We start from the raw sequence: 14,455 nt of genomic DNA, 5'->3' as shown, positions 1-14,455 counted from the left end.
AGAAGAAAAATGCTTGAACTTAAATCTTTTGTAGCGGTTCTAGGCGTTATCGCTGCGGTTTATTTACTGGTAAAAAAATATGAAACGCGCACCGTATTAATTGGCTTGGGGTTGATGATGTCCTTGCTTACCCTAAATCCAATGGGTGCGTTGGACGCTTTTGCGAAATCAATGACCAGCGGCGGCTTGATTATGGCGATCTGTTCTAGTATGGGTTTTGCTTATGTAATGAAATACACAAAATGCGACACCCATCTGGTGCATTTAATGACGAAACCGCTTTCAGGACTCAGATTTTTCTTAATCCCTTTTGCCACGGTGATCACCTTCTTTATTAATATTGCCATTCCTTCTGCGGCAGGTTGTGCTGCAGCAGTTGGCGCAACCTTAATCCCCGTGCTAAAAAGTGCTGGCGTACGCCCTGTCACTGCGGGGGCAGCGATTTTGGCAGGAACATTCGGTTCAATGATGAGTCCGGGTTCTTCTCATTCTGCAATGATCGCGGAAATGTCCAACTTAACCATCACGCAAGTGAACTTATCTCACGCGCCTTACACAATGATCGCAGGAGCGATTGCGGCAGTTTCGCTGACCTTGGTTGCATTAATGTTGAAAGATTACGGTGAAGAACACCGTCAAGCCTATTTAGCTGAAGCGAAAGAAGCGGAACAATCTTTCCAAAAATCGAACCTCCTTTTTGCCATTGCGCCTTTATTACCGTTGGTGATTTTGGTGATCGGCGGTACGTCTTTACAAGAAATCCCTGCGCTGGCGTGGACAAAAATGGGCGTGCCACAAGCAATGTTAATTGGTGCAATTTACGCCATCATTGTAACCCGTGTTTCTCCAGCAAAAATTACCGAAGAATTCTTTAACGGAATGGGCAGCGCTTATGCAAACGTGCTAGGTATCATTATTTCCGCCAGTGTTTTTGTGGCAGGATTAAAATCCACTGGCGCCATTGACAGTGCGATTGAATTCCTTAAACATTCCAACGAGTTCGTACGCTGGGGCGCAACCATCGGGCCATTCTTAATGGGCTTGCTCACCGGTTCTGGCGATGCGGCAGCCATTGCTTTCAACACGGCGGTAACACCACACGCGGTAGAATTAGGCTATACCCACTTAAATCTTGGTATGGCAGCGGCTATCGCAGGGGCTATCGGACGCACCGCTTCCCCTATTGCTGGCGTAACCATTGTATGCGCGGGCCTAGCAATGGTTAGCCCAGTAGAAATTGTCAAACGTACCGGCTTAGGAATGGTGCTTGCGGTGTTATTCTTGGCATTATTTATGCTTTAACTCAAAAGGCATAACAAATAAAAGTGCGGTGCTTTTTTCCACTAAATTTCCCCGCACTTATCGCCTTTTGCATACGAATTTTGTACAATGCACCGTTTTGAGTGATTATTGAGATTATTGTATGAGTTCAGTGCCAAATATTGGTTTTATTAGCTTAGGTTGTCCTAAGAATTTAGTGGATTCAGAGCGTATTTTAACGGAGTTGCGTTCTGACGGATATAACATTATTCCGAGTTATGAAAATGCCGATTTAGTGATCGTTAATACCTGCGGATTTATTGACAGCGCGGTGCAAGAGTCGCTAGAAGCGATTGGCGAAGCATTGGAAGAAAATGGCAAGGTGATTGTAACGGGCTGTTTGGGAGCGAAAGAAGATCGCATTCGTGAAGTTCACCCAAAAGTGTTGGAAGTGACAGGCCCTCATAGCTATGAAGCGGTGATGGAACAGGTGCATAAATATGTGCCAAAGCCTGCCCATAATCCTTATATCAGCCTTGTGCCAGCGCAAGGGGTGAAGCTCACGCCAAAACATTATGCTTATTTGAAAATTTCTGAAGGTTGCGATCATCGTTGTACGTTCTGCATTATCCCTTCAATGCGTGGGGATTTAGATAGCCGCCCGATTACACAAGTGTTAGATGAAGCCAAACGCCTTGCCGATGCAGGCGTGAAAGAGTTGCTTATCGTGTCGCAAGATACCTCTGCTTATTCTTTAGATCAAAGCAAAGAAAATCAAAACAAAACGGTTTTCTGGAACGGTAAGCCGATTAAAAACAATCTCATCAGCTTGTGCGAGCAGTTGGCGACCTTAGGTATTTGGGTGCGTTTGCATTATGTGTATCCTTATCCGCACGTGGATAATTTAATTCCACTCATGGCGGAGGGCAAAATCTTACCTTATTTAGATATTCCATTACAGCACGCTAGCCCGAAAATTTTGAAAGCAATGAAACGCCCCGGTTCAATCGATCGCACCCTTGAGCGGATTAAAAAATGGCGCGAAATTTGCCCTGAATTAACCTTGCGTTCTACCTTTATTGTGGGCTTCCCAGGAGAAACGGAAGAAGATTTCCAACAATTATTGGATTTCTTGCAAGAAGCACAATTAGATCGTGTTGGCTGCTTTAAATTTAGCCCCGTAGAAGGCGCAGTAGCCACGGATATGCCAGATCAAGTGCCTGAAGAGGTAAAAGAAGAACGTTTCCATCGCTTTATGCAAGTGCAACAAGCCATTTCAGCACAGCGTTTACAACAAAAAATCGGCAAAACGCTACCTGTGATTGTGGACGAAATTGATGAAGATGGCATTATCGGCCGCTCAATGGCGGATGCGCCAGAAATTGATGGCGTGGTGTATGTGGATAACCTGTCAAACCAAGCGGTTAGCGTGGGGCAGGTGATTAACGTTACCATTACGCAAGCCGATGAATATGATTTATGGGGAACGTGCTAATGACAGTGAAGGTGCTTTTTGTCTGCTTGGGGAACATCTGCCGTTCCCCAATGGCAGAATATCTTTTCCGCGAAAAAGTGAAACAAGCAGGGCTAGCCGATAAAATCCTCTGCGACAGTGCGGGGACATCAGGCTGGCACGATGGCGAAGATATGCACTGTGGCACAGCAGAAACCCTTGAATTACATCATATTGATAATAAAGGCTTTACTAGCCGAAAAGTGCGGTCAAAAGATTGGCAGGATTTTGATTACCTCATCGCAATGGACGATCAAAACCTTGTAGATCTGGAAAAATTATTTGGCCATCACCCCGAAAAATTGTTCCAAATCACCCACCTTTGTCCAAACCTTGGCATCGATCATATCCCCGATCCTTGGTACACCAAAAACTTCACACAAACCTATGAATTATTGGATCAATGTTGCGATGCGTTATTAGACCATATCCGTAAAGAAAAACATTGCTAAAAACCACCGCACTTTCGTTTATAAAAAAGCTGATAGTTTATGGCTATCAGCTTTTATTTTTACTATAACTCCCTTATCGTACTATTTCTCTTCAACAATATTAAAGCAAAAGTAGCGATTAATAGCACAAATGCAGCGCCGATATAAAGGTTCTGTTTTTCCCATCCATTGTCTAATAAGACGCCTGCGATCATTGGGGCGAGGATTGCGCCGATGCGTCCAATGCCGATTGACCAGCCAACTCCTGTGCCTCGTATATCACTAGCGTAGATGCTTGGGTTTAGGGTGTAAAGTCCGCTGATACAGCCGTTAATTAATGCGCCTACAATGACACCTAGTACCATTGCAAGCCATAAAACAGTCGAAGAAAGAATAAAAGCAATGACGGAAATTGCTGCAATGATCGTAAATAAAATTAAGACGTTACGCGCAGACCAATAGCTTGCTAATAAGCCATAGAATAATGCCCCACAAGTGCCACCTAAAGAAATCATCATACCAATGGTGACACTTTGTTCTGTGGTCATTCCAGCTTCTTTTAATAAGGCTGGCGTCCAAGAGCTAATGAAATAGAAACTAAACATTATCGCAAAGAAGGCTAACCAAATGGCTAAAGTCGAGCGACGATATTGTTGATTAAATAGTTGGGTAATCGGGGCGGCTTTCGCTTTGTGTTGCTTGATTTCTGGCAAAGAAAATGAGGAAATGCCGATTTTTTGCAGAATTTTGTTTAATCGAGCTTGAGCATTCTTTGGTTGTTTATTGATTAAATAATCAATGGATTCAGGTAGCCATAATACTAAGCAAATTAAGCATAATCCCGTTAAAATTGCGCCTGCAAGGAAAACGGAGCGCCAGCCATACTCCGCTTGTAAGGCAACAGCAAAAAGCCCCCCTAAAATCGCGCCAATACCAAATCCTGCGGCATAAATACTGATAGCAAGGCTACGCCATTTTTTTGAGGAATATTCACTGGTTAGCACATTTGTACCGACCAAAATACCGCCAACGCCTAAACCAGTTACAACACGCCAAATGCCGAGAGAATAGGAGTCTGCGGCGAAAAATGAACCCAACATTCCCGCAGCAGAAAGCGATACGCTGATTAATAATAAGGGACGGCGCCCAATTTTGTCCGCAAGGGGCGCAAGAAAGAGTGAACCGGCGGTCATTCCGAATAATCCCGCACTAAGCAACGAGCCTAACTCCGCGCCACTTAAACCAAATTCGTTACGGATACCTGTGGCAGTAAAGGCGAGTGCAAGTACATCAAAACCGTCTAACAAGTTCATTATGGTTGCCATAACGACAACCGCCCATTGGTAAGGGCTCATTGGCTGTTGGTCGATGATCTGTCGTATATTCATTGTGTTTCCTTATTATGTGTTGATGAATAAATCCTTTTATTGCTTTGTGAGTTGCTGAAGTTTACGCAAAATGACATTCAGCGCCACGCCATAGGCTGGAACGAACAGCACGATGCCAACAAAAAGTTTGAAAAGGTAATCCACAAAGCCAAGCTCAAACCAATGTTCTGCCATAAAAGGATCACTGCTTGCGTAAAATGCAACGGAGAAGAATAAGAAGGTATCGGCCATTGAGCCAAAAATCATTGAGCTACTCGGTGCAATCCACCAAGTTTTGAGTTGGCGTAAGCGGTTAAAGACTAATACATCTAACAGTTGCCCAAAAACATAGGCAACAAAACTGGCAATCGCAATACGGAAGACAAATAAGTTGAAGTCAAGTAAGGCCTCAATGCCTTGATATTGCGTATCTAAAAAAAGTGTGGAAATCACATAACTGATAATCAGCGCAGGGAACATCACAACGAAGATAATCCACCTTGCTTCTTTCGCACCAAAAATTCGCACGGTTAAATCCGTGGTAAGAAAAATAAATGGGAAAGTGAGTGTTCCCCAGGTGCTGTGGAATGAAAAATCTTCTAGTCCAAACAGATGAAGTGGCAATCGGATTTCAAAGGGAATTTGGACTAAATAGTTACTGGCGGCAATAATAAAAATGTGGAAAAAACTTAAAAGAATTAATGCCTTGCGTTTTTGTTGATGATTAAAGATCGGAGAAGTTACTTTCATCTTTTATACCTTTTTGTTGAAAACATTGGGGTGAGGGAACCCAAATTAATGGAAAAATTTAATATATCTGCGAACAGCCACTTACTTGGTATAAGGGCTGTACAAAGGAAAGCAGATAATACGTATTTTTGTTGATATTTCAAGGAATATATCTGTTTATTTCACGAAAATAAGTAGAAAAAGTTATCTAATATAAAGTGCGGTGGTTTTTTATAAATTTTTTATTGGATAGAGGAAAGGGTGAAAACAAAACTAGCTTTCACTGAGTTTGCCGTTATTCACGCTAAAAGTGCGGTGTTTTTCCGGTTGCATTTCTTTAAGCTGATTGTGGGTGATTGCGCTCACAAATACTTGCGAGCCGCTTTGTTGTAAGCGTTCGGCAAGTAGAGCGCGTTTGGTTTTATCTAATTCAGAAGCAAAATCGTCAATTAAGAAAATGCAATGGCGATCTTTTTGTTGGGTTAGGTGTTCCCCCTGAGCCAAGCGTAAGGCGCACATTAGCAGTTTTAATTGTCCGCGAGAAAGCACATCTTCTACAGGTAACCCGTTGGCTTTAAAGCGAAAATCGGCTTTTTGCGGGCCAGATACGGTGTAGCCAATAGCACGATCACGCTCAAAATTTTGCCGTAACAATTCGGCGTAATCGCTATTTTTCTCCCAACCTTGGTGGAAGCTCACGCTGATTTCTAATTCAGGCAGAAACAGTTGGCAAGTGCGTTCAATTTCAGGGCGTAAGGCTTCGGCATAATCGGCGCGCCATTGGCTCACTTGGTTGGCAAGATTGACCAGTTCTTTATCCCAAATATGAATATGTTCGTAGCGAAAGGCTTGTTGCAAAGCGGCGTTGCGTTGCTTTAACAGGCGGTTGAGCTGACTCCATACAGGGTGAAATTGGCTATGATGATGAAACAATCCCCAATCTAAAAAAGCACGGCGATAGCTAGGGCCGCCGTTGAGCAAGGTGAGTCCTTCTGGGGTAATCATTTGCATCGGCAATAAATGGGCAAGATCAGCGATTTTTTTCGCTTCTTCACCGTTAATTTTAACCTGTGTATTACCTTGACGATGTTTTTGCAAACCCACTGACCATTGATGCTGTTGCTCTTGAATTTTACCATACAGGGTGAAGTGGGGCTGTTCATAAGAAATGATGCGATTTGCCACCGCACTTTTAAAAGAGCGACCGTGAGCAAGATAGAAAATGGCTTCAAGCAAGCTGGTTTTGCCACTGCCATTATTGCCCACTAAAAAGTTAAAGCCGTGGTCAAATTCCAGATCCACGGCGGTTAAATTGCGAAAGTTTTCAACAGTTAAGCGTGAAATTGCCATAAATTATAAACGCATTGGCATAATCACATATTCTGCGCTGTTATCGTCCACATCTTCAATTAAACAGCTTGATGAGGCGTCTGTTAAACGCATACGCACTTGCTTACATTTGAGTGCATTGAGGACATCGAGCAAATAGCTCACGTTAAAGCCGACTTCCATTTCTTCACCACTGTAATTGATGTCAATGATTTCTTCCGCTTGCTCTTGCTCAGTATTGGTGGCGGTGATCGTGAGCTGGTTTTCAGCAAGCTGTAAACGCACGGTGCGAACTTTGTCGTTGGACAAAATAGCCGCACGGGCAAAGGCTTGTTTTAGGCTTTCCCATTCACCTGTCATAATACGTTGGGCGTTGCGTGGTAACACTCGGCGATAATCAGGGAAGCGTCCATCAATGAGTTTCGAGGTGAAAATAATGTGTCCTAAATCAATACGCAAATTATTTGTGCCAATTTGCACGCGAGCAGGTTGAACATTGCTTTCTAATAAGCGAGCGAGTTCTAAAACGCCTTTGCGTGGCACAATGACAGAATGAAGCTGTAGATCTTGCTCTAACGGAATGGTGCAAACGGCAAGACGATGTCCGTCCGTTGCTACAGTACGCAGCAAATTGCCTTCTGTTTCAAATTTCATTCCATTTAAGAAATAACGTGCATCTTGATTTGCCATAGAAAATTGCGTGGCATCAATTAAGCGGCGTAAGGTGGCTTGTATGGTAATGAAATCGACTTCTGCTTGCCAATCCGCCAAGTTTGGATATTCGTCCGCAGGCAAGGTGGCAAGGTTAAATTTACTGCGTCCACAAAGCACCAAAGCACGATCTTCTTCAAAACTCACGGTAATATCCGAACCATCAGGAAAACTGCGACAAATATCAAGAAATTTTTTGGCAGGGATTGTGAAATTACCATTTTGCTCTGCGCTGTTTAGTTGTGCTTGAGTGGAAAGTTCTACTTCTAAATCAGTTCCTGTAATGGTTAAAGATTGTCCTTCAATGTGTAGTAACACATTGTTTAACACTGGAATATTAGGGCGACTGCTCAACACGCCACACACTTGTTGTAAGGGTTTTAACAGATTTTCTCTTGATACAGTAAATTGCATGTTTTCGTCCTTAAACTGATAAGGTTCGGATTAAATTAGACCAATCTTCTTGAATGCTTGGGTCTTGTTGTTTGAGTTTATCCACACTGCGACAAGCGTGCAACACGGTAGTATGATCGCGATCACCAAAGCTGCTGCCAATTTCAGGGAAGCTGCGGTTGGTGAGTTCACGCGACAGCGCCATTGCAATTTGGCGTGGGCGAGCCACCGATCTGGCGCGGCTTTTTGATTTAAGATCCGCTACTTTGATGCGATAATATTCCGCCACTACTTTTTGAATATTTTCCACCGTTACTAATTTTTCTTGCAATGCCAGCATATCTTTGAGGGTTTCGCGCACAAAGTCAATAGTAATCGGCTTGCCGGTAAATTCTGCATTCGCGTGTACGCGGTTGAGCGCACCTTCTAATTCACGCACGTTGGTGCGTAATTTCTCACCGATAAACAGCGCCACTTCTTCTGGTAAGCGCATATTTTTTTCTTCCGCTTTCTTCAATAAAATGGCGACACGAGTTTCAAGCTCTGGCGGCTCAATGGCAACACTTAACCCCCAGCCAAAGCGGGATTTTAAGCGATCTTCGATCTTTTCGATCTCTTTTGGATAGCGGTCTGAGGTTAAGATAATTTGCCGACTGCTTTCAAATAAGGAATTGAAAATATGGAAAAATTCTTCTTGCGTACCATCTTTGCCGGCGAAGAATTGAATATCATCAATCAGCAAAGCATCTAAAGTGCGGTAGAATTTTTTGAAGTTTTCCATTTTGTCTTCTTGCAAGGCACGGACATACTCTTGCATAAAGCGTTCGGCGTGAATATAGATCACGCGCGCTTCAGGCTTGGTGGTTAAAATCCCATTGCCCACAGCGTGTAATAAGTGGGTTTTACCAAGCCCTGTGCCACCGTAAAGAAATAGCGGATTGGCGCTTTGCTCCCCAGGGTTAATCGCCACTTTTTGCGCCACGGCTCGGGCCAGTTGGTTGGATTTCCCCTCTACAAAGTTTTCAAAAATGTGCTTGGTATTTAAGTTAGAACGATAGCTGGTTTTTTGCTCGCTTGGCTGCGCCGGTGCATTATGTTGAACGGCAGCAGGTGGCGGTGTGGTTTTACGCATCGCAGGTTTTGAACCTTCTTGCACTTTCACACTAAAATCCGCATTGCCAGAAAATTGTTGGGCTAAACGGCTGATTAATTCAAGATAATGGGTTTCCACCCAGTTTTTAACAAAAACGTTGGAGGCATATAACACCATATTGTTTTCACCCACAATATCAGCTTGCAATGGGCGTAACCAAGTGCTGAAATCCGTTGGTGAAACTTGATCTTGCAGTTGTGAAAGGCAATCCTGCCAAAGTGATGCGAGCGTGGTTTTCATTGTTATTATGTCTAGTTTATTAGTTAAACGTTTGAATCGTCCGCAGAAAAGTGCGGTGAGAATTCGGCTAATTTTACAATAAAGTTAAGAAAAGATCTTTATAAAAGGATCAAAAAAATCGAAAAAGGCTGCTTGAGATTTCTGCCAAAAAAAGTATAATTCACCCCGCTTTTATGCTTTCAAATAAGAAAAATGCAGATTATGTTGCGATTTTTCTTATTCTTATTTGACGAACGGCTCATTTGTGATTACAATTCCGTTCCTTATTTTAGTAACCCTTGTTTCAATTCGTTTTTGGCTATCTAAATGTCAAAGGCAATGGTTAAACAATGTTGATTTAGGTAGATTATAGTTATGAAACGTACATTTCAACCATCTGTATTAAAACGTAGCCGTACTCACGGTTTCCGTGCTCGTATGGCAACTAAAAACGGCCGTCAAGTTTTAGCTCGTCGTCGTGCTAAAGGTCGTAAAAGTTTATCTGCATAATCCAGCCCTTCGCTGTGATTAAGCTAAACTTTTCTAGGGAGTTACGTCTGCTAACTCCCGCTCAATTCAAATACGTTTTCCAAGATCCGCAACGCGCGAGTTCCCCCGAAATTACCATTCTAGCCCGTCCTAATCAGGAATCTGTTCCACGTTTAGGTTTAGCGGTAGCAAAAAAGCATTTAAAACGCGCCCACGATCGTAATCGTATTAAGCGTTTGTGTCGTGAACGTTTCCGTTTGTTGCAACATCAATTGCCGCATTATGATTTTGTTATTGTGGTAAAACAAGGGATTGGGCGTTTAGACAATCAGCAAATATTCAATTCATTGGATAAATTATGGCAGCGCCACATTCGCTTGGCTCGAAAGTCTTAATTGCGCTTATTCGCTTTTATCAGCTCGTTATTAGTCCTTTAATTGGCCCACGTTGCCGATTCACGCCAACTTGTTCTTGCTACGGCATTGAAGCATTAAAAACGCACGGTGCGTTAAAAGGTGGTTGGCTTACGTTAAAACGTATATTAAAATGTCATCCTTTACACGCTGGTGGATACGATCCTGTTCCGCCGAAGATCAATAACAACAAAGAGAACAAATAATGGATTCAAGACGTAGCCTGTTAGTGCTAGCACTACTCTTTATTTCTTTTCTTGTTTATCAGCAATGGCAAGTGGATTACCATTCACCAAAGCCTGTTGCCACTGAACAAGCGCAAACTTCTAATTCTCAAGGCGAATTAACCGCAAATTCAGACCTTGCTAACCTTGCTCAAGGTAAAGTCATTACCTTAGAAAATGATGTATTCCGTTTAAAAGTGAATACATTAGGTGGGGACGTAGTGCGTTCTGAATTATTAAAATATGATGCAGAATTAGATTCCCATACACCATTTGTTTTATTGAACGATACACCAGAGCATATTTATATTGCGCAAAGTGGTTTAGTTGGCAAAAACGGGATTGACACCAAAGCAGGCCGTGCAAATTACCAAGTAGAAGGGGATACTTTCAAACTGGCTGATGGACAAAATGAGCTTGTTGTGCCATTAGTATTTGAAAAAGATGGCGTAACGTACCGCAAAATTTTCGTCTTAAAACGCGGCGAATATGATGTGGCAGTGAACTTTGAAATTGCCAACCAAAGTGGTCAAGCTATTGAAGTTGAGCCTTATGCAAAATTAACCCATACTTTGGTAGAAAGCTCAGGCAGTATGGCGATGCCAACTTATACTGGTGGCGCATATTCTTCTTCTGAAACGAATTATAAAAAATATAGCTTCCAAGATATGGAAGAAAAAGATCTTTCTATCCAAACTAAAGCAGGTTGGGTAGCGGTATTGCAACATTATTTCGTGTCTGCGTGGATTCCAAATCAAGACAGCACGCATCTTTTATATACTTCTACGGACAAAGCGCGTAATTTAGGGGCAATTGGTTATCGTGGGCCAGTAGTGGATATTCCAGCAGGCGCAACAGAAACCATCACCAGCAAATTATGGACAGGGCCGAAATTACAAAATCAAATGGCAGAAGTGGCAAACCACTTAGATTTAACCGTGGATTACGGTTGGGCGTGGTTTATTGCGAAACCGTTATTCTGGCTACTTACCCACATTCACGATTTAGTGAAAAACTGGGGTCTTGCGATTATTGGTGTAACCCTTGTGGTGAAAGGCTTGCTTTACCCACTAACAAAAGCACAATATACCTCAATGGCGAAAATGCGTATGCTGCAACCGAAAATCCAAGAAATGCGTGAGCGTTATGGTGAAGATCGTCAGCGTATGAGCCAAGAAATGATGAAATTGTATAAAGAAGAAAAAGTGAATCCACTAGGTGGCTGTTTACCAATTCTCTTACAAATGCCAATTTTCATCGCCTTATATTGGACATTTATGGAAGCCGTTGAACTACGCCACGCGCCATTCTTCGGTTGGATTCAAGATTTATCGGCACAAGATCCGTATTTCATCTTGCCAATTTTAATGGGCGGATCAATGTTCTTATTACAAAAAATGTCGCCAACACCTGTTGCTGATCCAATGCAACAAAAAATTATGACATTTATGCCGTTGATCTTTATGGTATTCTTCCTATTCTTCCCAGCAGGTTTGGTACTTTACTGGCTAGTTTCCAACCTTATCACCATTGCTCAACAACAATGGATTTACCGTGGGTTAGAGAAAAAAGGATTACATTCCCGTAAAAAATAAAATGGGATAAAGCAATAAAAGGTATCTCAGGATACCTTTTATTTTATGAATTCAAATCAGCATTCAAAATTAAGTAAAGGTTCAAAAATAGCAATGTCAAAAGAAACCATAGTCGCCCAAGCTACCCCGATTGGACGTGGCGGTGTCGGTATTTTACGGGTATCAGGGCCGCTTGCCCAACAAGTAGCAGAAGCGGTGCTAGGCAAAAACCTTAAGCCGCGTGTAGCGAATTATTTACCGTTTAAAGATATCGATGGCACGGTGTTAGACCAAGGGATCGCGCTATTTTTCAAAGCCCCGAATTCTTTTACCGGTGAAGATGTATTAGAGCTACAAGGCCACGGCGGACAGATTATTTTAGATCTCTTACTCAAACGCATTTTGCAAGTCAAAGGCGTGCGTTTGGCTCGCCCAGGTGAATTTTCTGAACAGGCGTTTTTGAATGATAAACTGGATCTCGCTCAAGCGGAAGCTATTGCCGATCTCATTGACGCGACCTCTGAACAAGCAGCACGCTCTGCATTGAAATCCTTACAGGGGGAATTTTCTAATAAAATCAATCAGCTTGTTGATGATGTGATTTATCTACGCACCTATGTGGAAGCAGCGATTGATTTTCCCGATGAAGAAATTGATTTCTTGGCGGACGGTAAAATTGAAGCCAAATTGCGTGAGATTATTGCTCAACTTGCTGCCGTGCGAGCGGAAGCCAAGCAAGGGGCGATTTTGCGTGAAGGAATGAAAGTTGTGATTGCAGGGCGACCAAATGCAGGAAAATCTAGCCTACTCAATGCTCTCGCAGGACGCGAAGCGGCGATTGTTACCGACATTGCAGGCACAACCCGAGATGTGCTGCGTGAGCATATCCACATTGACGGAATGCCGTTGCATATTATTGATACCGCAGGTTTGCGTGATGCCACCGATGAAGTAGAACGCATTGGGATTCGCCGTGCGTGGGACGAAATTGAGCAAGCAGATCGCATTATTCTGATGTTAGACAGCACCGATAGCGAAGAAAATCTCGCACAAGTGCGGTCAGAATTTTTGGCAAAATTGCCGAACAATATCCCTTTAACCATTGTGCGTAATAAAGCTGATTTAAGTGGTGAAGCGGAAACCATCAGCGAACAAAATGGACAAACCTCCATCAGTCTTTCAGCGAAAACCCAAGTGGGCGTGGACTTACTGCGTGAACATTTGAAGCAAGCAATGGGTTATAACACCAGTGCCGAAGGGGGATTTCTTGCACGCCGTCGCCATCTGGAAGCCTTAGAACAAGCAGATATCCACTTACAAGCAGGACTCATTCAGCTCACAGAATTTTACGCAGGTGAACTGCTCGCCGAAGAATTGCGAATGGTGCAAAATCACCTGAGCGAAATTACTGGACAATTTACCTCTGATGATCTGCTCGGCAATATTTTTAGTTCGTTTTGTATTGGGAAATAAATCAGTAGAAAATAAAAGTGCGGTGTCATTTTATTGATTTTTTATGATGAGATTGACATTGCAAAATAAACATTAACGCGACAAGCTCGCATTTATTCTTACTAGCCACCGCGTGGCTGAGATAAACAAACGCCATACGGTGTGTATGGTGTGATGATTAAAAAAGGTCGTAACGGAATAGATTAATGCAATTAATTCAAGGGTTAAAACAACTGCCCGCTATTTTTCAGCAACAAGGCTGTGCCTTAACCATTGGGAATTTTGATGGCGTGCATTTAGGGCATCAAGCGGTGTTGCGTCATTTGCGTGAAAAAGCAAGTGCGCTTTCTTTGCCCATGGTTGTGATGCTTTTTGAACCCCAGCCGAGCGAATATTTTATGGGCGACAACGCACCGCCGCGCTTAATGCGGCTGCGCGATAAATTAAGTGCACTGGCAGATTTGGGCGTGGATTATGTTATTCGCATCAAATTTGACCGCACTTTTGCTCAGCTTTCCGCACAACAATTTATTGAACAATGCTTGGTGCAGAAACTCAACGTGAAATTTTTAAGCATTGGCGATGATTTCCGCTTTGGCGCAGGGCGTACAGGGGATTTTGCGCTGTTACAGCAAGCGGGGGAGAAATACGGTTTTGCGGTGGAAGATAATTGCAGTTTTCGTTTAAATGAACAACGCATTAGCAGCACAGCGATTCGTCAAGCCTTAGCTGATGATAATTTAGCCCTTGCCGAGCAGCTTTTAGGCAAGCCTTATTGCATTTATGGGCGCGTGGTGCAAGGCAATAAATTAGGGCGAACCATCGGTTTTCCAACGGCAAATATTCGTCTGCAACGCCAAGTGAACCCTGTGAAAGGCGTGTATGCCGTGCGAGCCAAATTGCCTGATGGCACGGAATATAAAGGTGTAGCAAATATTGGTCGCCGCCCGACTATCAATGGTGTAAAACAGCTGTTAGAGGTTCATCTCTTTGATTTTAAAGGCGATATTTACGGGCAAGCTCTTCAGGTGACGCTCTGTCATAAAATTCGTGATGAAGTCAAATTTCCGTCTTTTGACGATCTTAAAGCACAAATTGCAAAAGATGTGGACGTGGCGAAGGATTATTTTAGCCACGCAAAAAGAACCAGATAAATGGCTTAAAGTGCGGTAAAAAATTTGCGAAAAAATCACCGCAC

14 protein-coding genes are annotated in these 14,455 nt (G+C 42.9%); 9 read left to right on the top strand and 5 right to left on the bottom strand.

Translation table 11 applies throughout. The features are described 5' to 3' along the window. The first annotated feature begins 9 nt into the window (after window positions 1-9). From dcuC to C3007_RS07445, 3 genes are all read left to right on the top strand, one after another. Window positions 10-1,302 (top strand): C4-dicarboxylate transporter DcuC, encoded by a 1,293-nt coding sequence (dcuC, locus tag C3007_RS07455; protein WP_103853856.1) that lies wholly within the window; start codon window positions 10-12, stop codon window positions 1,300-1,302. A 121-nt stretch (window positions 1,303-1,423) separates the two neighbouring features. After that, on the top strand, window positions 1,424-2,755 hold the full coding sequence (rimO, locus tag C3007_RS07450; RefSeq protein WP_103853855.1) for a 30S ribosomal protein S12 methylthiotransferase RimO: 1,332 nt from the start codon (window positions 1,424-1,426) through the stop codon (window positions 2,753-2,755). Next, window positions 2,755-3,225: a low molecular weight protein-tyrosine-phosphatase gene (locus C3007_RS07445; protein WP_103853854.1), complete on the top strand. Its 471-nt coding sequence runs from the start codon at window positions 2,755-2,757 to the stop codon at window positions 3,223-3,225. The genes rimO and C3007_RS07445 overlap by 1 nt, the downstream gene beginning before the upstream one ends. A 62-nt stretch (window positions 3,226-3,287) precedes the next feature. On the opposite strand, the gene C3007_RS07440 is transcribed toward C3007_RS07445, so the two are convergent. The 5 genes from C3007_RS07440 to dnaA all read right to left on the bottom strand — a co-directional run bounded on the left by C3007_RS07440 (window position 3,288) and on the right by dnaA (window position 9,126). Continuing rightward, window positions 3,288-4,592 carry an MFS transporter gene (locus C3007_RS07440; RefSeq protein WP_103853853.1) on the bottom strand — a complete coding sequence of 435 codons (1,305 nt, stop codon included), beginning with the start codon at window positions 4,590-4,592 and terminating at the stop codon, window positions 3,288-3,290. A gap of 36 nt (window positions 4,593-4,628) precedes the next feature. Continuing rightward, window positions 4,629-5,321 (bottom strand): 7-cyano-7-deazaguanine/7-aminomethyl-7-deazaguanine transporter, encoded by a 693-nt coding sequence (locus C3007_RS07435; RefSeq protein WP_103853852.1) that lies wholly within the window; start codon window positions 5,319-5,321, stop codon window positions 4,629-4,631. A gap of 252 nt (window positions 5,322-5,573) precedes the next feature. Beyond that, a complete protein-coding gene (gene recF / locus C3007_RS07430) occupies window positions 5,574-6,650 on the bottom strand; it encodes a DNA replication/repair protein RecF (RefSeq protein ID WP_103853851.1) in 1,077 nt (358 codons plus the stop codon). Window positions 6,651-6,653: 3 nt separating this feature from the next. Beyond that, the gene (gene dnaN / locus C3007_RS07425; RefSeq protein WP_103853850.1) at window positions 6,654-7,754 is read right to left on the bottom strand and encodes a DNA polymerase III subunit beta; all 1,101 of its coding nucleotides are present in this window, start codon (window positions 7,752-7,754) and stop codon (window positions 6,654-6,656) included. Between the two features lie 10 nt (window positions 7,755-7,764). Further along, window positions 7,765-9,126 carry a chromosomal replication initiator protein DnaA gene (gene dnaA / locus C3007_RS07420; protein ID WP_103853849.1) on the bottom strand — a complete coding sequence of 454 codons (1,362 nt, stop codon included), beginning with the start codon at window positions 9,124-9,126 and terminating at the stop codon, window positions 7,765-7,767. Window positions 9,127-9,480: 354 nt separating this feature from the next. Between dnaA and rpmH the strand changes: the two genes are divergently transcribed. The 6 genes from rpmH (at window position 9,481) to ribF (ending at window position 14,411) form a co-directional block, all read left to right on the top strand. After that, window positions 9,481-9,615: a 50S ribosomal protein L34 gene (gene rpmH, locus C3007_RS07415; protein ID WP_005539760.1), complete on the top strand. Its 135-nt coding sequence runs from the start codon at window positions 9,481-9,483 to the stop codon at window positions 9,613-9,615. Window positions 9,616-9,629: 14 nt separating this feature from the next. Continuing rightward, a complete protein-coding gene (gene rnpA / locus C3007_RS07410) occupies window positions 9,630-9,989 on the top strand; it encodes a ribonuclease P protein component (protein ID WP_103853848.1) in 360 nt (119 codons plus the stop codon). Then, window positions 9,953-10,213 carry a membrane protein insertion efficiency factor YidD gene (gene yidD, locus C3007_RS07405; protein WP_103853847.1) on the top strand — a complete coding sequence of 87 codons (261 nt, stop codon included), beginning with the start codon at window positions 9,953-9,955 and terminating at the stop codon, window positions 10,211-10,213. Before rnpA ends, yidD begins: the two co-directional genes overlap by 37 nt. Beyond that, window positions 10,213-11,826, top strand: a complete 1,614-nt coding sequence (yidC, locus tag C3007_RS07400) for a membrane protein insertase YidC (protein WP_103853846.1) — start codon at window positions 10,213-10,215, stop codon at window positions 11,824-11,826. The genes yidD and yidC overlap by 1 nt, the downstream gene beginning before the upstream one ends. A 93-nt stretch (window positions 11,827-11,919) precedes the next feature. After that, a complete protein-coding gene (gene mnmE, locus C3007_RS07395; RefSeq protein ID WP_103853958.1) occupies window positions 11,920-13,278 on the top strand; it encodes a tRNA uridine-5-carboxymethylaminomethyl(34) synthesis GTPase MnmE in 1,359 nt (452 codons plus the stop codon). A 185-nt stretch (window positions 13,279-13,463) separates the two neighbouring features. Further along, on the top strand, window positions 13,464-14,411 hold the full coding sequence (ribF, locus tag C3007_RS07390) for a bifunctional riboflavin kinase/FAD synthetase (protein WP_103853845.1): 948 nt from the start codon (window positions 13,464-13,466) through the stop codon (window positions 14,409-14,411). Window positions 14,412-14,455: the final 44 nt, after the last annotated feature.

It is taken from the genome of Avibacterium gallinarum (assembly GCF_002921135.1).
Classification (GTDB): Bacteria; Pseudomonadota; Gammaproteobacteria; order Enterobacterales; family Pasteurellaceae; genus Avibacterium; species Avibacterium gallinarum.
The sequence above is the reverse complement of the archived record's forward strand: the minus strand, read 5'-3'. Positions and strand labels throughout refer to the sequence as shown.